Source organism: Nocardia sp. NPDC101769 (assembly GCF_044766925.1).
In the GTDB taxonomy this organism is placed as follows: domain Bacteria; phylum Actinomycetota; class Actinomycetes; order Mycobacteriales; family Mycobacteriaceae; genus Nocardia.
This window is the reverse complement of record NZ_JBIWMX010000015.1, coordinates 86689-105365: the sequence shown is the minus strand read 5'-3', so window position 1 is coordinate 105365 and position 18677 is coordinate 86689. Positions and strand designations below refer to the sequence as shown.

The following is an 18677-nucleotide window of genomic DNA, read 5'->3' as shown; positions in this document are numbered from 1 at the left end:
GCCCCACATCCGACCACGCCGTACACACCCGCCCCCGGTATAAGCGGAGGGCGAAAGCGGCACGGCTCGAGGCGCTCCTAGACTTGGGCTCATGCCAGTGCTTACGGAATCGGATGTGCGGGTCGCGCTCGCGAAGGTGATCGACCCGGAGATCCGGAAGCCGATCACCGAGCTGGGCATGGTGAAGAGCGTCGCGGTCGGCGCGGATAGCGGTGTCCACGTTGTGATCTACCTGACAACGTCGGCCTGCCCGATGAAATCCGCCATCCAGGAACGGGTCACGAAGGCCGTCGCCGACGTGGCCGGAGTCGGCGCCATCACGGTCGAGCTGGACGTCATGAACGACGAGCAGCGCACCGAACTGCGCCGCAAGTTGCGCGGTGACGCCGCGGAACCGGTCATCCCCTTCGCCCAGCCCGGCTCGCTCACCCGCGTCTACGCGGTCGCATCCGGCAAGGGCGGTGTCGGAAAGTCCTCGGTCACCGTCAATCTCGCCGCCGCCATGGCCGCCAAGGGCCTCTCGGTGGGCGTGCTCGACGCCGACATCTACGGCCACAGCGTGCCCCGCATGCTGGGCACCCAGCAGCGGCCCACCCAGGTCGAGCGCATGATCCTGCCGCCCATCGCGCACGACGTGAAGGTCATCTCGATCTCCATGTTCACCCAGGGCAACACCCCGGTGGTGTGGCGCGGCCCGATGCTGCACCGCGCGCTGCAGCAGTTCCTGGCCGATGTCTTCTGGGGCGACCTCGACATCCTGCTGCTGGACCTGCCGCCCGGGACCGGCGACGTGGCCATCTCGCTGGCCCAGCTCATCCCGAACGCGGAGATCCTGGTCGTGACGACCCCGCAGCTGGCCGCCGCCGAGGTCGCCGAGCGCGCGGGCTCCATCGCCCTGCAGACCCGCCAGCGCATCGCCGGTGTCATCGAGAACATGTCCTGGCTCGACCTGCCCGACGGCACCCGCATGGAGCTCTACGGCGCCGGCGGCGGCCAGACCGTGGCCGACAACCTGACCCGCGCCATCGGCGCGAATGTCGCGCTGCTGGGCCAGATCCCGATCGAGCAGCAGCTGCGCGAGGCCGGCGACGAGGGCACCCCCATCGTGCTGCGTGCCCCCGAAAGCCCGTCGGGTAGGGCCCTGCTCGACATCGCCGACAAACTGTCCGTCCGCCGGCGAGGCCTGGCCGGCATGTCCCTCTCCATCGACACCACCCGCCACCTGTAGCAATCACGATCGGGGAGCTCTCAGCGCGGAATTCGCTCGAATTCCCGCGCTGAGAGCTCCCCGGCTTTGTTCTCCCTTTGGGGGAGTGCGGAATTCGACGGCGCGTTTCCGCCAGGGGTATGGGCGGACTGCGGTGCGGGCTGGCCCTAAGCTCGGGGCATGCTCACGATGCTGCTGTACGTGCTGATCGTCGGATTGGTCGCCGCGCTGCTGTTCCTGGTGGCCAGTGCGATCTTCGGGCGGTCGGAGGAGCTCGGGCCGCTGCCGGAGGGGACGACCGTCACCGTGCTGCCCGCGGCGGGGATCAGCGGCTGCGATGTGCGGGCACTGCGCTTCCAGCAGGTGTTCCGGGGGTACAAGGCGGGCGAGGTGGACTGGGCCCTGACCCGGCTCGCCGCTCGCATCGACGAACTCGAGGGCGAACTCGCCCGCGTGACCGGGGCGGAGGCCACGGCAGAGCCGACGGCCGAGCCCGGCACGGATTCGCAGCCCGGGTCGGGCGAGCCATCCGCGCCCCGGCGGATCGCGGGCTCGAACGGCGAGGCGTCGGCCCCCCGGGTGCTCCCGGCCGAACCGGCCGCCCCGGCGGAGCATGGCGAAGAGCCGGGCGCGCGGTGACCACGGACACGAGCGCCGACGGACTGATTCGGTGCGGATGGGCGGAGGGGTCCCAGCTTTATCGGGATTACCACGATCAGGAGTGGGGGCGCCCGCTGCACGGCGATGACGCGCTATTCGAACGAATGTGCCTCGAGGCGTTTCAGTCGGGGTTGGCGTGGATCACGATTTTGCGGAAGCGACCGGCCTTCCGTACCGCATTCGAGGGCTTCGCGATCGAACGGGTGGCGGGGTTCGGGGATGCCGATGTGGAACGTCTCATGGCGGATCCGAGCATTGTTCGCAATCGGGCCAAAATAGTGGCGAGCGTCCACAATGCGCGGGTTGCCCGCGATCTCGGCGAGAGCCTGGACGCCCTGCTCTGGTCCTATGCCCCGGCTCCGCGCAAGCGTCCGCGGAGCATGTCCGATGTGCCCGCTGTCACAACCGAAAGCACCGCTCTCGCAAAAGAACTCAAGCGGCGCGGGTTCAAATTCGTGGGACCCACGACCGCGTACGCACTCATGCAGGCGACGGGGATGGTAGACGATCACATCGCCGATTGCTGGGTGAATGTGAGTACTCGCTGAACGCCACGACGGTCGGTTTTTGGAACTCAGGTACCCGCCTCGATCCGCGATAGGGAAGAATGGGCATGGTGTAGCCCGCCACATGCCGGCGGGCTGCCTGGTTGGTGACAACTGGAGTTCCATGAAAGTGCGCAGCAGACCGCGCAGATCTGGAGGGAGCAGAGGATGGCGGCCATGAAGCCCCGCACCGGGGACGGTCCCCTCGAGGCAACCAAGGAAGGGCGTGGAATCGTCATGCGGGTTCCACTCGAGGGTGGCGGGCGTCTGGTCGTCGAGCTCACGCCGGATGAAGCCGCGGCGCTCGGTGACGAACTCGTCAAAGTCACCAGCTGATCGATCGACTCGCCGGTGCCGGTGAGCCCAACTCCCGGGACTCTCAGGGGCTTCGCCCCCGAACCCCCTCGAGAATCCCGGGGGCTCCCAGGCTTACCGGTACCACGGTGAACAACAGCTCATATCCCCCCATAGTCGGCACTGCCGAGCCATCCCCCGCGGAACGGCTCCTGGCCTGCGCCGACCTGCTGGCCTGCCCGCAGTGCGGCCGGCCCCTCGCGGCTCCCGTGGTCGGCGACCCCGCCGCCCGGGCCCTGCGCTGCCCGCACGGCCACAGCTTCGACCTGGCCAAGCAGGGCTACGTCAGCCTCCTCACCGGCGCGTCCACCAAAATGACCGGCGACACCCCGGCCATGCTCGACGCCCGCACCGCCTTTCAAGCCGCAGGCCATTTCGCCCCGATCGCCGCCGCCCTGGCCGAGACCGTCGCAGCAGCCATCCCCCACCGCGACGCCGAACCCGCCATCACCACCCCCCGCCCCGTAACTGATTTCGACACAGCAGTATTCGGAGCGGACTCCCCCGCGGCTGCCACCTCGCGCGCACACCCACCGGCACCCCACCGACACGGCGACCCCGCACACCCTGCGAGCTCCCACAATCCAGGCCAACCCGGCCCAGCCACCCCGCCCCGGCATCCACGCCTCCGCTCCGGAACCATCGCACCCGGAATGTCCGTTACTTCGGCCTCTGCGGCACGACTCGCCACCACCCTCCTGTCCGCAGGCGTGGCCCCCGCACCCAAATCGACCGGTGGCGCCGCCTCGTCCCCAGCGCCCGGTGCGCAGTGGCCCACGGATGATGCCGATCACGAGGTCGCCGCCTTGTCCCCAGCGCCAGGCGGGCAGTGGCACCGAGGCGATACCGGTCACGGGCTCGCTGCCGGAGGTCAGCCCGCGGAGAGCACGAGTCGGACGAAGGCACACGCCGCGCCTCGGGAATCCGCCGTCGACCGGCCCGCGACGGCGGCGGAGAATCCGTTGGCCGGTCCGAATTCGGCAGTGCGGGAAGGCACTACGAGCGGCGCGGCACTGCTCGAGATCGGGGCGGGGACCGGGTATTACTTGACGGCCGTGTTGGATGCGGTGCCGGGAGCTCGGGGAGTCGCCCTCGACGTATCGAAGGCGGCGGCGCGACGGGCCGCTCGGGCGCATGCCCGGGGCGGGTCGGTGCTGGCGGATGCGTGGCGGGGGCTGCCGGTGCGGGATGGCGTGATGGGGGCGGTGGTGTCGGTGTTCGCGCCGCGCAATGCGGACGAGGTGGCGCGGGTGCTCGCGGAAGACGGCCGGTTCGTGGTGGTGACGCCGACCTCGCGGCATCTGGGTGAGCTGATCGAGCCGCTCGGGATGGTGAGTGTGGATGCGGCCAAGGCGGATCGGCTCGCCGAATCGCTCGGGGAGCGGTTCGAGCTGGTGGGACACGATGCGGTCGAGTACACGATGGAGCTCTCGCACGAGGATGTGGCGAATGTGGCGGCCATGGGGCCGTCGGCATTTCATGCGGCCGAGCGGCGGGCGGAACAGATTGCGGCCCTGCCTGATCCGATGCTGGTAACCGCGTCGGTCACGATCTCGGTGTATCGCCCGCGCTGAGCCCGGGCGGTTCCTGAGGTTTCGGGCGGTTCGGGAGCAGGTCGAGCATGTTGCGGACCAGGGGGCGGCTGTCGTCCGCCCGGGTGGCGATGTAAATCGTTGTGGCCGCGTCGGTTTCGGCGAGGGGGATGATGCGAACCGAGTCGGGGGCGGTGAAGGTGGCGCTGCGTGGGGCGATGGTGACCCCCAGGCCCGCGGCGACCAGGTAGAGGATGATGGTCCAGTTGGTGGCCTCCTGGACGATGCGGGCGCCGCGGCCGGATTTCAGGAGCGGCGCGAGGTTCTTCTCGTAGGCGAGTCCGCCCGCGGCGCGCGGGAAGAAGACCAGTGGGTGCTCGGCGAGTTCGGCGCCGGTGAGGGTGGTGCGTCCGGCGTCGGGGTGGTCGGCGGGCAGGATCGCCACGAACGGCTCGGTCATGAGGGGGACGGTCACGGTGCCGGGCTGCTCATCGGGGTCGCGGACGATGGCCATGTCGAGGGTGCCGTTGGCGAGGCGCTCCATCAGGTGGCTGGTGAACCCTTCGACCAGGTCGACCCGCACGAGTGGGAAGCGTTCGCGGAATTCGCGGACCCCGCGCAGCGGTTCGAGCGGCAGCACCGAGGGGACGAAGCCCAGGTAGAGCGTGCCCTGACTGCCCTGGCCGATACGGGTGACCTCGGCCAGGTCGCGTTCGGCGTGACCGAGCAGGCCGCGGGCGCGCTCGCGCAGCACGATTCCGGCAGCGGTGAGGGCGACGGTGCGCGAGGTGCGGTCGAAGAGCCTGGTCCCGAGCAGGGTTTCCAGGCGCTGGATCTGCTGGGTGAGGGCGGGCTGGGCGATGTGCAGGCGGGCAGCGGCCCGTCCGAAGTGCAGTTCCTCGGCGACCGCCAGGAAGTAGCGCAGGTGCCGCAGCTCCACACCGGGGTTCATAAGCTCATCGTATCGATCGCAGCTATCAAGTATTGGACGTTATGGTTCGACGTCCGACATAGTTTCCTGGTGACTCAGCAGACGGAAGCCCGCGCCCCGGAACTCGATTCGATCGTGGTCGCGCCGATGTCCTCCCCCGACGACGCTCGCGCCTTCAAGGACCTGAACCTGGAGTGGATCGAGACCATCTTCTCGGTCGAGCCCGCCGACCTGGCCACCCTCGACAATCCGCAGGCCATCGTCGATCACGGCGGCGAGGTGCTGATCGCCCGGCTGGACGGCGAGGCCGTCGGCTGTGTCGCGCTGGTCCAGGAGGAGCCGGGCGTGTTCGAGCTGTCGAAAATGGCCGTGTCGCCGCGTTTCCGGGGCCGCGGCATCGGCCGGGTGGTGCTGGCCACCGCCATCGAGCGGGTGCGCGACCTGGGTGCGACGGAGTTCTTCCTGGCGAGCAATGCCCGGCTGGCCAGTGCCGTGCACCTGTACGAGGCGATGGGTTTCGTGCACGTGCCGCCTTCGGAACTGCCGCCCAGTCCCTATGACCGGGCCGATGTGTTCATGCGGTATCCCCTGACCGCCTGAACCGGCGCCCCCGCTACCCCTTGCGGACCAGGTCGTAGATGTGCGCGGTGCGCGCGGCGATCCGGTTCCAGTCGAAGGCGCCGATCGCCCGGTCGCGGCCGGCCGCCCCCATCGCGGCGGCCGTGACCGGGTCCGCCGCAACGGTGTTCACGGCGCGGGCCAGACCGCGCTCGTAGTCCCGGGGCGCGGTCTCGTCGTAGTGGACCAGTCGCCCGGTCTCCCCCGGCACCACCACCTCCGGAATCCCGCCCACATCCGAGGCCACCACCGCGGTCCCGCAGGCCATGGCCTCCAGGTTCACGATGCCCAGCGGCTCGTACACCGACGGGCACACGAAAACCGTTGCGGCCGCGAGCACCTGCCGCACCAGCTCGGTGGGCAGCATCTCCTTGATCCAGAACACGCCGTCGCGATCGGCCCGCAGCGCCCGCATCGACGCCGCCACCTCGGCCTCCATGGCGGGCGTGTCGGCCGCCCCGGCCAGCAGCACCAGCTGAATGTCCGGATCCAGATGCCGGGCCGCGGCCAGCAGATGCGACACGCCCTTCTGCCGGGTGATGCGCCCGACGAACGCCGCGATGGGCCGACCCCGGGACACGCCGAGTTCGGTGAGCACGTCCCGCGAGCCGGACGCCGGACCACCCGGATGCCAGACCTCGGCGTCGATGCCGTTGTGCACCACATGGACTTTGGCGGGATCGATGTCGGGGTAGGCGGCGAGCACATCGGCGCGCATGCCCGCACTCACCGCGATGACGGCGTCGGCGTGGGTCATGGCATTGTGTTCCGACCACGAGGACAGCCGGTAGCCCCCGCCGAGTTGTTCGGCCTTCCACGGCCGCCGCGGCTCGAGCGAATGCGCGGTCAACACGTGCGGAATCCCGTACAACTGCCCGGCCAGATGCCCCGCGAGGCCGGTGTACCAGGTGTGCGAGTGCACCACGTCGGCGAAGCTCGCGGCGTCGGCCATGCGCAGCTGCGCGGACATCATCTGCAGCGCGGAATTCGCGGCATAGAGCATCGGATCCGGTTGGTGCACCACGGCATCCGCACGCTCGACCCCCATGCAGTGCACGGTGACATCACACAGCCGCCGCAACCGCGACACAAGTTCGGTGACGTGCACCCCCGCCCCGCCGTACACCTCGGGCGGGTATTCGCGGGTCATCATGGCCACTCGCAATCCGCGAGTCGCTCTGTCCAATTTGCCTCCGCTCCGCTCCGGCTGTTCGCGGCCCTGCGAGCTCGGTTCTTCACTCCTCCGCTCAGTCGCTGCGCTCCCTCGCTCCGTCGCTCCAGAACCGAGCCGGGGGGCGAACGACCGGGTGCATGCATCTCAGGGTTGACGCGATGCCTACACCGATCCAACGTAAACGCTTGCAGCGGAGCCAACCAATCGACAGGGCCCTCGAGATCGCGATGAACACGGCACCAGCTGGACATTCCGTGTTCGGGCACAACCGGTAGTTTCAGGGGTGTGAGGAGCCAGCCGCACGTACTCGGGATCGTGCTCGCCGGTGGCGAGGGCAAGCGACTCTTTCCGCTCACCAAGGACCGCGCCAAGCCCGCGGTTCCCTTCGGCGGCGCGTACCGGCTCATCGACTTCGTGCTGTCGAATCTGGTGAATGCGGGTTATCTGCGCATTTGCGTACTGACGCAATACAAGTCGCATTCACTGGACCGGCACATCTCCCAGACCTGGCGGCTGTCGGGCTTCGGCGGGGAGTACATCACCCCGGTGCCCGCGCAGCAACGGCTGGGCCCGCGCTGGTACACCGGCAGCGCGGACGCGATCATGCAGTCGCTGAACCTGATCTACGACGAGGACCCGGAGTACATCGTGGTCTTCGGCGCGGACCACGTGTACCGGATGGATCCGGAGCAGATGGTGCAGGCGCACATCGACTCCGGTGCGGGCGTGACGGTGGCGGGTATCCGGGTGCCGCGCAGTACGGCGAGCGCCTTCGGCTGCATCGATTCCGACGAATCCGGCCGCATCATCGGCTTTCTGGAGAAGCCGGTGCATCCGCCGGGCACCCCCGACGATCCGAATGTCACCTTCGCCTCCATGGGCAACTACGTGTTCAGCACCAAGGTGCTGGTGGACGCCATTCGCGCCGATGCCGACGACAACGACTCCGACCACGACATGGGCGGCGACATCATTCCCAGCCTGGTGCGTTCGGGCGCGGCCGCGGTCTACGACTTCTCCACCAATGTGGTGCCCGGAGCGACCGAGCGCAGCCGCGGTTACTGGCGCGATGTCGGCACCATCGACGCCTTCTACGAGGCGCACATGGATCTGGTGTCGGTGGATCCGGTCTTCGACCTCTACAACAAGCACTGGCCGATTCGCGGTGCGGCCGAGAATCTGCCGCCCGCCAAGTTCGGCCGCGGCGGCCTGGCCCAGGAGTCGATCGTGGGCGCGGGCAGCATTCTGTCGGCGGCGACGGTGCGCAATTCGGTGCTGTTCTCGAATGTGCTGGTGGAGGACGGCGCGACGGTGGAGGGCAGTGTCCTCATGCCGGGCACGCGGATCGGCCGGGGTGCGGTGGTGCGGCACGCCATTCTGGACAAGAACGTCGTGGTATCGGAGGGCGAGATCATCGGTGTGGATCTGGACCGGGATCGGGAGCGTTTCGCGGTGAGCAATGGCGGCGTGGTGACCGTCGGCAAGGGCATCTGGGTCTGACTACCAGGCGTTTCAATTCGTCCGGGCCTGCGGGCGACACGGATAAGAGTGGACATCCGGCCGATGCTGGTCCGAAAATCTGTGCATATGGAGCGCCGCCGTCGACGGGCCGCGCGGGAGGGATCACCATGCGCCGTCCGGCACGTGTCGTCACCACCATCACCTGCCTCGCCTTGACCGCCCTACTGTCCGGATGCGGTAAGTCCGGCACCGCGGTTCCCGGTGAGCTGGATGTCCGCACTCTGGACACCGGGTCCTATCCGGTGAACCGCTACACCTACGACCGCAACAACAGCGGCAAGGGCAACACCCTCGAGGGCATCCGCATGACCGCGGCCGTCGCCCCGGCGGTGAAGATCGACTCCCATCTCAATATCGGCCGCGGCGGCGTGGTGCTGTCCACGGTCGACGATGTGGTGAACGTCAGCCACCTGTCCTCCGCGGTCAAGGGCGTGCTGACCAACCGCGGCTTCGTGGCCGGTTTCGCGGCCAGCGGCTCGGACCGCGAGGACGTCAACGACAATCCGGATCCGAACGGCACCACCATCACCACCCGCGTGCTGCGCTTCCCGTCCGCCGACAATGCCAAGCTGGCCGCCCGCGAACTCGAGGACGCCGACTTCAATGTGGCGCTGAACGTGAACCAGAAGCTCACCCTGCCCGACTATCCGGACGCCTACGCGCACTGGCGGCCCGGCGTGCCGAACATCGGATTGACCATGGCGCGCAAGGACTTCGTGGTCTCACTGTTCATCCTGCGCCCCAGTGCCGATCAGCAGGACCTGCTGTCCTGGGCCAAGAAGACCCTCGACGCCCAGGTCCCGACGCTGGACGCCTTCCAGGAGACCCCGAACGACCAGATCTCGCGGCTGCCGGTCGATCCCGATCGCCTGCTGGCCCGCACGCTGGTGACCGACCGCGACCACAAGACCGTCGATCCCGACAATTTCGCGGTGTTCCCGGCCAATTGGCTCATCCTGCCCTCCGACGACATGTCCTACTGGACCAAGCTGGTGTCCGATGGTGGTGCGGACGAAATGTCCAGTGCCGACGGAAATTTCGTCATCAGGCTGCGAGATGGCAAGGCCAGCACGGATTTCGTGACCGGCATGATCAGCAACCTGCAGGAGACCGCGACCAGCGGGCCGGACAAGGTGCCCGACGTCAAGTGCGTGCACCGTACCTCGGACAAGACGCCGAGCCGCTGCTACGTCAGCTACAAGCAATACGTGGGCGTGGTGAACGGGACCAATGATTCCGACGCCCAGAAGAAGGCGGCGGCGCAGTACGCGCTGCTGGCCAACAGCCTGTAGCGGATCCGGTGCGGCGCTTCAGAATCGGAGGACATCCGAGTCCAGCAGCCGCCAGGCGGCGGGCCGGGACGCGGGACGGTGCGCCCGCTCCTCGTGCGGCTGCGGAGTGTCATCGGCCGGAGCCCGCACCTCGGCGCACCGGCAATCCGGCTCCGCGGCCGCGCAGTCCTTGTCGCAGGCATCCGGACGCACCGGGGCGGCGCTACGCGAGACCGCATGCCCGGTGCGGGTGCGCCCGCCGCGCGGCGAACTGTCGTCGCGGAACCAGTAGTCGCGAAAGCCGAACGGCTGCAGCAGCGCTCGTAGGAAGGCCGCACCGTCCTCGGGCAGCACGGTGCGGTTCTCGCCGAGAATGTCGACGCCCTGGTGGTACCAGACGCGGGCGACCAGGCCTTCGACCGGGTCCACCGTCCGGAAGGTGGCGCGACCGTCCGCGGCGAGCCGGAATTCGGCGATGCGCCGCCACTGCCCGGCCTCGCGGAAGTACAACCCGACCACGGCCGGGATCCGCTGCCCCATGGGTACCCCCACTCGTCGAACCATTCCCGTGGAGTATCCGCGCCGACGGTCCGGAAACCTGGATACGACCGTTCAGTTCGGATACCCGGGCACCGGAGTCCGCGCACCGCAGAACGGTTCACACGTGTTGGTCGTGGTCGGCACGTACCGCGACGCGTGGTCGTCGAAGCGGGCTCCGCTGACCAGTAGCAGTACCAGCAGCCCCACGCAGATGATGCCGCCGAAGAAAACCAGTGCGGGCCAGAGCCATCCGGCCGGTAGGTGTACCCCGAGGGCCAGTCCCTCGAACATATCCCCCACCTCCTAGCAAAAATCGATCCCCTTCTGCTGTACCACCGGGTCACCGCCCGAATCCAGACCTCAGCGCTGCCCCTTCGCCGCCCACCCCGCCCGATCGCCGTACCCGCACCGGCAACTGGGGATTCGCTGTCGGACCGCCAAGATCGCGATGTGCGAACGGCCGCCCCGGATACCCGGGACGGCCGTTCGCGGAGGCTTCTCCCTCAGGCGGAGTGGAGATCTCGGCGGCGGAACGCGATCAGCCCCACCGTGAGCAATGCCACGTCCACCAGGAGCAGGATGACCAGCGGGGTGGCGGTGAACGGTTCGCCGGGCACCTTCGGCGCGTGCTCGAAGGGGTTGAGATCGCGGAACCATTGCGGCGCACCGGCCAGTGAGCCGAGCAGGAAGACGGCGATCGCGGCGGTCAGGAAGCCCCAAGCGACCGTGGTGAAGCGCGGCAGCAGGCCGAACAGCACGACGGTGAGCCCCACGAAGGTCCATACCGCGGGCACCTGCACCAGCGCGGCCCCCATCGTCCACCCCACCTTGCCGCCGACATCACCTGCGGCGCGACCGTAGATCAGGCCCGCGAGCAGACCCGACACCGTCAGCGCCAGCACCGGGCCGAGCAGCGCGAAGGTCAGATGCGAAGCCACCCAACGGGTTCGGGAGACCTCGCCGGTGAGTACCGCTTCCGCGTGCGCGGTGCTCTCCTCGGCGTGCAGCCGCAGGGCCGCCGACACCGCGTAGGCGGCCGCACCCACCGCGACCATGGTGAAGGCATAGCTGATCAGAGACTTCTCCAGCGATGCCGAACCGCCCATCCGGGTGATCAGATCTCGGATGGTCTGACTGCTGCCCAGTTGATCGCCGACGCCGTGGGTAACGCTGCCGATCATCAACCCGTACAACCCGAGTCCGACCGTCCAGGACAACAGCGTCCCGCGCTGTAGCCGCCAGGCCAGTCCCAGCGGACCGGCCAGCGCGGGCCCGGCCACCAGCGCGCCGGGCCGTTCGGCAATCAGACCCGCACCGGTATCGCGGTGTGCCAGTAGGTAATACGCGATGACGGTCAGCACGACCGCAGTGAGCACGTGCAGCCCCAGCACCGCGAAGTGGTCGCCCGCGAACGGCCGCACCTGCAGCGACCAGCCCTGCGGCGCCATCCAGGTGAGCGGGCTGGTCGGCCCGGCCGCAGAGCGCACGTCACCGATGGCCCGCAGCGTGAACGTCGCGCCCAGCACCGAGAAGGCGATGCCCCGCGCGGTCCGCGCGCCGGCGGACAGCTGCGCGGCGACCGCCGCCACCGAGGCGAACACGATGCCCGACCCCGCCAGCGCCAGCCCGAAGGCCAACGATCCCGACTTCGGCACGGACGTGCTCGCGATGCTGGCGTATCCGATCAATCCGGTGAGCAGGGCTCCGCCGTAGGCCACGATCAGCGCGGCGGTCAGTCCGGCGAATCGCCCGACCCGGGTGGAAGCCAGCAGCTCGGTGCGCCCGGTCTCCTCGTCGGCGCGGGTGTGCCGGATGACGGTGAGGATGGTGGCCACGGCGATGAGCGTGTAGAACATCCCCGCCTTCCAGATGCCCGCCGCACCCAGGCTGCTGTCGTTGTATATCGGCCCGTACATGGCCAGCTCGGCCGGGTTGGACAGGACGCCGTTGGCGAAGTCGTGGAAGTCGGAAGGCTGGTGGTAGAGCTTCTGGATACTCTTGATGTACACGCTGCCCAGCGGCAGCGACAGCAACAGAATCCACAGCGGCAACACGATCCGGTCGCGCCGCAGATACAGCCGCAGCAGCTTCCCGGTCCCGGTGAAATCCGCCGCGAATGCCGGTGTCTCGAAGGCGCGCGGCGCGGCGGCGGTGACGGAGGTCATTTCGACACCTTCTCCGGTTCGCGCTCGTCGGCCGCAGCCCGGTCGTCGAGCGAATAGTGGCGCAGGAACAGTTCTTCCAGCGTCGGCGGCTGGCTGACCAGACTGCGCACCCCTGCGTCGCCGAGCACCCGGATGAGCTCGCCGAGGTGCTCGCTGTCCACCTGGCAGCGCAGGGTGTGGTCCTCGATGCTGATGTCCTCGACGCCGGGAATGCGACCGAGATCCCCGGGGCTGCCGATCATTTCGGCGGTGATGGAGGTGCGCGACAGATGCCGCATCTGTGCCAGCGTGCCGGTTTCGACGGTCTTGCCCGCCCGGATGATGGTGACCCGTTCACACAGTCTCTCCACCTCGGACAGAATGTGGCTGGACAGCAGTACCGTGGTGCCGCCCGCTACAGCCTCGGCCACGCACTCGTTGAACACCTGCTCCATGAGCGGGTCCAAGCCCGAGGTCGGCTCGTCCAACAGCAGCAGCCGCGCATTCGACGAAAACGCCGACACCAGAGCGACTTTCTGCCGATTGCCCTTGGAGTAGGTGCGCGCCTTCTTGGTCGGATCCAGCTCGAACCGCTCGATCAGCTCCGCACGCCGGGCCTGGTCGATGCCGCCGCGCATACGGGCCAGCAGGTCGATGGTCTCGCCGCCCGACAGCGACGGCCACAGCGTGACATCGCCGGGCACATAGGCGATGTCACGGTGCAGCGCGACCGCGTCGGCCCAGGGGTCCCGCCCCAGCACCGCGACCTCACCGGAGGTTCGCGACAGGATGCCCAGCAGGATGCGGATGGTGGTGGACTTCCCGGACCCGTTCGGCCCGAGGAAACCGTGCACCTCGCCCTCGGCGACCTCGAGGTCGAGGCCGTCCAGGGCTCGCACCTGCCCGAAGTTCTTGTGCAGATCTCGGACTTCGATCACGGGATTGGCAGGAATGTTCATCGAATCTCCTTGTAGGAAAACGACGTTGATGGGTTATTGCTCAGTGGTCGTCAGTGCGTCCAGCGCCGTGGAATCGGTGAGCATGCCGTGGGTGTAGATCTCCAGCGCGGGCAGCATCATGCGGTCGGCGTATTCGCGCAGCGCCTTGCGGAAGTCCATGGGCCCCGGCTGTTCGGCCGCGTAGAGCTGCAGGAACATCATCATGCCGCCGCCGTTGTTGGTGGCCACGTAGCGCGCCGTGGCCCGCACGTCGCGCATCGGCTTGATGGACCCGCCCGCCACACCGGCGCGCAGATACTGTTCGGTGTCCTCGACCATGTGCTCGAAGAAGGTCTTCATCAGTGACCCGCCCGCCTGGAAGCTGCGCATCAGGTAGGCCATGCCCGGGGCGAACTCCTCGATCTCGGCCAGCTGGCGCATGAGCCCGCCGGGCGAGGGGTTCTCGATGTACTCCATCTTGGCGGCCCGGATCGTCTCCCGGACCCACTCGTCGCACGCCTCCCGCAGCCCTTCCTTGGACCCGAAATGGTGATTGACCAGCCCGGGAGAGACTCCCGCCGCAGCCGCGATGGCCCGCACGCCGACCCCGAAGCCTTGCTCACCGAACACGGTGATCGCGGCATCGCGAATCCGTGCCCGGGTTGTCAGATCGTCGGTTGAACGCATGTTTAATACCTTAAACACGCGTTTAAGCCGAGGGCAAGGGCCTTTCGGCTCGAGTCACGGGGATTTACGAAATCCAGACGTCCGGGTACTTCGTCACCGGAGAATTTCCGCGCCCGGAAAGCTCTCCGCCCGCAGTTGTTGCCACGCGGACTATCGCCGTGCGGAACGCCACGGCCGAATCGAATTCCACACCGGGCGTTGAGTTTTCACCCGCGCAACGCGCAGAATCTCACCCGCGCGAAGCGCAGAGCAGCCCGTCGCCGACCGGGATCAGCACACTCGTCAGATCCGGATCCTCCGCGATCGCGCGGGTCGCCGCCCGCACGGCCATGGTCTGCGGGTCGCGCTGGGCGGGGTCCGGGACCCGGCCCCCGAGCAGGGCATTGTGCAACAGGATCGCGCCGCCGTCCCGCAGCAGCCGCACCGCCTGCACCACATACTGCGGGTGCTCCAGCGGCGCGGCATCGATGAAGACCAGGTCGTAGGCCCCATCGGCGAGCCGCGGCAGCACATCCAGGGCCCGCCCGTTGATCAGCCGGGTGCGCGCCGGCGCGATCTCGGCCGACCTGAACGCCTCGCGGGCCGCGCGCTGATGCTCGGGCTCGGAGTCGATGGTGGTCAGGGTGCCGTCCTCGCGCATGCCGTCCAGCAGCCACAGCCCGCTCACCCCGGCCCCGGTGCCGACCTCGACCACGGCCCGCGCCCTGAGCAGCTGGGCATACATGCCGAGCAGCGCGCCGACCGCCGGCGCGACCGGGGCAGCGCCGAGTTCGAGGGCGCGCTCGCGCGCGCCGACGAGGATGTCGTCCTCGGCGACGGATTCCTCCACGTAGGCGAGGTTGCGCTGCAGGTTCTGTGCCGCGGGAGTCTGGCTCACGAAGTAGAGGCTAATGGCGATACACCGGTAAGGCGTGGCGGTGACCGGCCGGTGTGGCGATTTTTCTCAGGTGTCCCTCAGCCTCTGCATACAGCGGCCACATCACGAGCGGCCAGAGTAATGCTCACGCCAGGCCAGCGACCGCGGGCTCGGAATCGGGAACAGCTGATTCAACAGATTGGTTGTCCTCGATATCGGGTCCACGGTCCCGAGTAGGAGGTAACCCCATCCACATGGTCGACGCGGCGCGCGAACACGCCAACACTCTGCACCCGCAGATCAAGCCGCTGGACAGCGACACCACGCTGGACAGCGACCCTATCCTGTCCCCCGCCGATGACGAGGCCGCCCTGTCCGGGACCGCCGCCTTCGACGCCACCGGTGATCGCTCTGTCATGCCCACCTGGGACGAACTGGTCCGCGAGCACGCCGATCGCGTGTATCGCCTGGCCTACCGCCTCACCGGTGATCCGCAGGACGCCGAGGATCTGACCCAGGAAACCTTCATCCGGGTCTTCCGGTCCCTGCAGAACTATCAGCCCGGCACCTTCGAGGGCTGGCTGCACCGCATCACCACCAACCTGTTCCTGGACATGGTCCGCCGCCGCAACCGCATCCGCATGGAGGCGCTGCCGGAGGACTACGACCGGGTGCCCTCCGAGGGCCCGGGTCCCGAGCAGGCCTATCACGACGCCAACCTGGACCCGGATCTGCAGTCCGCACTGGACTCGCTGGCCCCGGAGTTCCGCGCCGCGGTCGTGCTCTGTGACATCGAAGGTCTGTCGTACGAGGAGATCGGCGCGACGCTGGGTGTCAAGCTGGGTACCGTGCGCAGCCGCATCCACCGAGGACGTCAGGCACTGCGCGAGCACCTCGAGCATAATGGGATTGAGCGGCGATTCGCCGCCACCGAAAAGGTCGGGTAAGCCGCGGGCACTGCGCCCGCGCTTCCTGGGCACCAGCTTCGCGAGCAGGTGCCGCCCGAACAGCTCGAGTCCTCCGGAAGGGTGTGCAGCGTATGAGTGGCGAGGACCGACCGCACCGTCGTCCCCCGCGTTTCGCCCCCACCGAGCATCTGGCCAGTGAGGCCATCGCCGCCTATGTGGACGGCGAGCTGCGGATGAACGCGTATCTGCGCGCCGCCCACCATATTTCCGTGTGTCGCGAGTGCGCGGCCGAGGTGGATGCCCAGCAGCAGGCCCGGATCGCGCTGCGGCAGTCCTCGGATCAGATCTCCGCGCCGCTGAGCCTGCACGACACGCTGAGCCGGATTCCGCGGGCGTTGCTGCAGGAGTGCGGCAATCACCAGACACCCGACCCCGCCGACCGCGATCAAGGTCCGCTGGCGCGCGGTATGAGTTCCTTCGGCCTGCGCCAGGATTCGTTCGACAGCAGGCGGTGGACGTCGTGGTGGCGCAAGTAGAGTCCATAGCGTGACCACCGAATCGAAGAACACGGGCCCGGGGCCCGAGCGGGATGCGGCTTACGATTCGGCGGCCAATCGGGGGAACCTGAGGCCGTCGGACGCACCGGTGCTGGGGCCGCGGCCGGTCCTGCGGCCGCATGTGGACACCCACACCGCGCGTGCCTTCCGCCGCCCGAACGGTCAGCACGGTTCGTTCGCCGCGCGGCCGGCGGGTACCGCCGGGGCGGCACCGCAGGGGGATACCGAGATTCAGAATCGCCCGCCGGACGCGGTGCTGGCGGAGGCGTTCGGTCGTCCGGACGGTTCGACCGACCTACTGCAGCGGGATCCGGAGGCCAGGACCGAGGCGGCCGCGCCGGCCGCACCCGCCGATCCGTGGCGCGACCCGAATTCGGCAGCGCGCCTGGGCACTCCGGCCGTGGCGCAGACCCGGCCGCAGGCGCTGACACCCGGACCCAAGCTGGGTGCCCGGGAGGTGCTGTTCGGTGGCCGGGTGTCCTGGCAGGCGCTGGCGCTGCTCGCGGTCATCGCGGCGGTCATCGGATTGCTGGGCGGGTTCGTCGGGGCGTTCACCGGCTCGTCGGCCTCCGCGCTGACCTCACGCAAGGTGGCGCTGCAGTCCGCGCCCGCGGGCAGCGAATCGCACAATCAGATCACCAAGGTGGTCAATGCCGTCATGCCCGCGGTGGTCACCGTCCGGGCGTGGCTGGGCGACACCGGGTCCACGGGCTCGGGGGTGGTGATCGACGGGGCCGGCTACATCGTCACCAACAACCACGTGATCTCGCTGGCCGCCAATGACAAGTCGGGCAAGGCCAAGCTGGACGTGGTGTTCTCCGACGGCTCGCGGGTGCCGACCCAGATCGTGGGCCGCGACACCAAGTCGGACCTGGCGGTGCTCAAGGTCGATGTGAAGAACCTGGCGGTGATCCAGCTCGGCAGTTCCGGCGATGTGCAGGTCGGGGACGACGTGCTGGCCCTGGGTTCGCCGCTGGGCCTGGAGAAGACGGTCACCTCCGGCATCGTGTCGGCGCTGCACCGGCCGGTGAAGGTGGGCGGCGAGGGCACCGACACCGACGCCACCCTGGACGCCGTCCAGACCGACGCCGCCATCAACCACGGCAACTCCGGTGGCGCGCTGGTAGATATGCAGGGCCGACTGATCGGCATCAACTCGGCCATCAAGTCCGAGAGCGGCGGTTCGGTGGGTCTGGGCTTCGCGATTCCGGTGGATCAGGTCAAGCGGATCTCGCAGGCGCTGATCCGGGACGGTTCGGTACACCACCCGCGGCTGGGTGTGAGCGCCAAGACCAAGATCGTCGCCAATGACGTGATGAGCGGTGCGGCGGTGGCCGATGTGCAGGCCGGTAGCCCGGCGGCCAAGGCGGGCATCGTGGAGGGCGACGTGATCGTGAAGGTCGGCGATCGCGACGTGTCGGGTCCGGAGGAACTGACGGTTGCGGTGCAGTCGCACGAGATCGGGCAGACCGTGACGGTGCGCCTGATTCGCGACGGCCGCGAGGTCGATGTCCCGGTCACCCTGGAATCGGATTAACCGGTCACCAGGGATCGGATTAACCGGTCACCCTGGAATCGGATTACGAGGTCAATCTGGAAGAATGACCCACCCACAGTTCGCGGCCCGCCCCGGTCTGGACTGACGGAGCGGGGGAGCGAAGCGGAGGAGCGGAGGAGGGAAGACCGGGGTAACAGGGCCGCGAACAGCCTGGAGCGAAGCGGAAGGCAAAATAGATACCGTGTTCAGCAATATCGGCTGGGGCGAGATGCTCATTCTGCTCGTCGCCGCACTTGTGATTCTGGGTCCGGAGCGACTGCCCGGCGCCGTTCGCTGGACCGCGCACGCTCTCAAACAGGCGCGCGATTACGCCACCGGCGCGACTCAGCAATTGCGCAATGAGCTCGGCCCGGAATTCGACGAGATCCGGAAACCGTTGGAGCAGTTGAACGAACTGCGCAGTATGAATCCGCGGTCGATGGTTACCAAACACCTGCTCGACGGGGACGACTCGATCCTGAACAGCTTCAGTGACCTGACCAGTTTCGACAAGCCGGTGAGCACCCCGAACAGCGGAAACGGTTACACCAACAGCGGATCCGGCCCGGTTTCGATGCCGAAGGAACAAAAACCGCTGGAGCGCAACGAACGTCCGCCGGTGGATCCGGACGCCACCTGAGATCGAATATGTCGAGCGTACTTGACGCATGATGCTGTCCAGCTATCTAGACTGCGC

General features: G+C 68.2%; 20 protein-coding genes. 12 read left to right on the top strand and 8 right to left on the bottom strand.

The annotated features are described in order from the left end of the window. Positions 1–91 precede the first annotated feature (91 nt). The 5 genes from ACIRRA_RS23520 to ACIRRA_RS23500 all read left to right on the top strand — a co-directional run bounded on the left by ACIRRA_RS23520 (position 92) and on the right by ACIRRA_RS23500 (position 4340). Positions 92–1228, top strand: a complete 1137-nt coding sequence (locus ACIRRA_RS23520; RefSeq protein ID WP_402771693.1) for an Mrp/NBP35 family ATP-binding protein — start codon at positions 92–94, stop codon at positions 1226–1228. Between the two features lie 159 nt (positions 1229–1387). Further along, positions 1388–1846: a DivIVA domain-containing protein gene (locus ACIRRA_RS23515; protein ID WP_402771690.1), complete on the top strand. Its 459-nt coding sequence runs from the start codon at positions 1388–1390 to the stop codon at positions 1844–1846. After that, the gene (locus ACIRRA_RS23510) at positions 1843–2415 is read left to right on the top strand and encodes a DNA-3-methyladenine glycosylase I (protein ID WP_402771687.1); all 573 of its coding nucleotides are present in this window, start codon (positions 1843–1845) and stop codon (positions 2413–2415) included. Before ACIRRA_RS23515 ends, ACIRRA_RS23510 begins: the two co-directional genes overlap by 4 nt. A gap of 165 nt (positions 2416–2580) precedes the next feature. Continuing rightward, on the top strand, positions 2581–2748 hold the full coding sequence (locus ACIRRA_RS23505) for a DUF3117 domain-containing protein (RefSeq protein WP_083869218.1): 168 nt from the start codon (positions 2581–2583) through the stop codon (positions 2746–2748). A gap of 107 nt (positions 2749–2855) precedes the next feature. Continuing rightward, the gene (locus tag ACIRRA_RS23500; protein ID WP_402771684.1) at positions 2856–4340 is read left to right on the top strand and encodes a putative RNA methyltransferase; all 1485 of its coding nucleotides are present in this window, start codon (positions 2856–2858) and stop codon (positions 4338–4340) included. On the opposite strand, the gene ACIRRA_RS23495 is transcribed toward ACIRRA_RS23500, so the two are convergent. Beyond that, complete coding sequence (locus tag ACIRRA_RS23495) at positions 4312–5250, bottom strand: LysR family transcriptional regulator (RefSeq protein ID WP_402771681.1); 939 nt, start codon at positions 5248–5250, stop codon at positions 4312–4314. The two genes, ACIRRA_RS23500 and ACIRRA_RS23495, sit on opposite strands and share 29 nt — an antisense overlap. A gap of 69 nt (positions 5251–5319) precedes the next feature. Here ACIRRA_RS23495 and ACIRRA_RS23490 point away from each other — a divergent pair, with 69 nt between their 5' ends. Further along, complete coding sequence (locus ACIRRA_RS23490; protein ID WP_402771678.1) at positions 5320–5829, top strand: GNAT family N-acetyltransferase; 510 nt, start codon at positions 5320–5322, stop codon at positions 5827–5829. Positions 5830–5842: 13 nt separating this feature from the next. Here ACIRRA_RS23490 and glgA read toward each other — a convergent pair whose 3' ends face one another. Next, entirely contained in the window at positions 5843–7012 is a 1170-nt protein-coding gene (gene glgA / locus ACIRRA_RS23485) for a glycogen synthase (protein WP_402771966.1), read from the bottom strand. 294 nt (positions 7013–7306) lie between these two features. Between glgA and glgC the strand changes: the two genes are divergently transcribed. Further along, complete coding sequence (gene glgC, locus ACIRRA_RS23480) at positions 7307–8521, top strand: glucose-1-phosphate adenylyltransferase (RefSeq protein WP_402771676.1); 1215 nt, start codon at positions 7307–7309, stop codon at positions 8519–8521. Positions 8522–8649: 128 nt separating this feature from the next. Further along, entirely contained in the window at positions 8650–9834 is a 1185-nt protein-coding gene (locus tag ACIRRA_RS23475; RefSeq protein WP_402771673.1) for a hypothetical protein, read from the top strand. A gap of 18 nt (positions 9835–9852) precedes the next feature. Here ACIRRA_RS23475 and ACIRRA_RS23470 read toward each other — a convergent pair whose 3' ends face one another. The 6 genes from ACIRRA_RS23470 to ACIRRA_RS23445 all read right to left on the bottom strand — a co-directional run bounded on the left by ACIRRA_RS23470 (position 9853) and on the right by ACIRRA_RS23445 (position 14999). Further along, positions 9853–10365: a hypothetical protein gene (locus tag ACIRRA_RS23470; RefSeq protein ID WP_402771671.1), complete on the bottom strand. Its 513-nt coding sequence runs from the start codon at positions 10363–10365 to the stop codon at positions 9853–9855. Between the two features lie 60 nt (positions 10366–10425). Beyond that, positions 10426–10644 (bottom strand): hypothetical protein, encoded by a 219-nt coding sequence (locus tag ACIRRA_RS23465; protein ID WP_402771668.1) that lies wholly within the window; start codon positions 10642–10644, stop codon positions 10426–10428. Between the two features lie 212 nt (positions 10645–10856). Further along, positions 10857–12518, bottom strand: a complete 1662-nt coding sequence (locus ACIRRA_RS23460) for an ABC transporter permease (RefSeq protein WP_402771666.1) — start codon at positions 12516–12518, stop codon at positions 10857–10859. Next, positions 12515–13456 carry an ATP-binding cassette domain-containing protein gene (locus tag ACIRRA_RS23455; protein ID WP_402771663.1) on the bottom strand — a complete coding sequence of 314 codons (942 nt, stop codon included), beginning with the start codon at positions 13454–13456 and terminating at the stop codon, positions 12515–12517. Before ACIRRA_RS23455 ends, ACIRRA_RS23460 begins: the two co-directional genes overlap by 4 nt. Before the next feature lie 33 nt (positions 13457–13489). Continuing rightward, complete coding sequence (locus ACIRRA_RS23450) at positions 13490–14122, bottom strand: TetR family transcriptional regulator (protein ID WP_402771661.1); 633 nt, start codon at positions 14120–14122, stop codon at positions 13490–13492. A 229-nt stretch (positions 14123–14351) separates the two neighbouring features. Beyond that, positions 14352–14999: an O-methyltransferase gene (locus tag ACIRRA_RS23445; RefSeq protein WP_402771658.1), complete on the bottom strand. Its 648-nt coding sequence runs from the start codon at positions 14997–14999 to the stop codon at positions 14352–14354. Positions 15000–15232: 233 nt separating this feature from the next. On the opposite strand from ACIRRA_RS23445, the gene sigE reads away from it, so the two are divergent. From sigE to tatB, 4 genes are all read left to right on the top strand, one after another. Next, positions 15233–15925 (top strand): RNA polymerase sigma factor SigE, encoded by a 693-nt coding sequence (gene sigE, locus ACIRRA_RS23440; protein WP_402771655.1) that lies wholly within the window; start codon positions 15233–15235, stop codon positions 15923–15925. A 92-nt stretch (positions 15926–16017) separates the two neighbouring features. Further along, positions 16018–16422, top strand: a complete 405-nt coding sequence (locus ACIRRA_RS23435; RefSeq protein WP_402771653.1) for a hypothetical protein — start codon at positions 16018–16020, stop codon at positions 16420–16422. Positions 16423–16432: 10 nt separating this feature from the next. Beyond that, complete coding sequence (locus ACIRRA_RS23430) at positions 16433–17980, top strand: S1C family serine protease (RefSeq protein ID WP_402771650.1); 1548 nt, start codon at positions 16433–16435, stop codon at positions 17978–17980. A gap of 202 nt (positions 17981–18182) precedes the next feature. Beyond that, positions 18183–18620, top strand: coding sequence for a Sec-independent protein translocase protein TatB (tatB, locus tag ACIRRA_RS23425; protein ID WP_402771648.1), 438 nt, complete (start codon positions 18183–18185; stop codon positions 18618–18620). Positions 18621–18677: the final 57 nt, after the last annotated feature.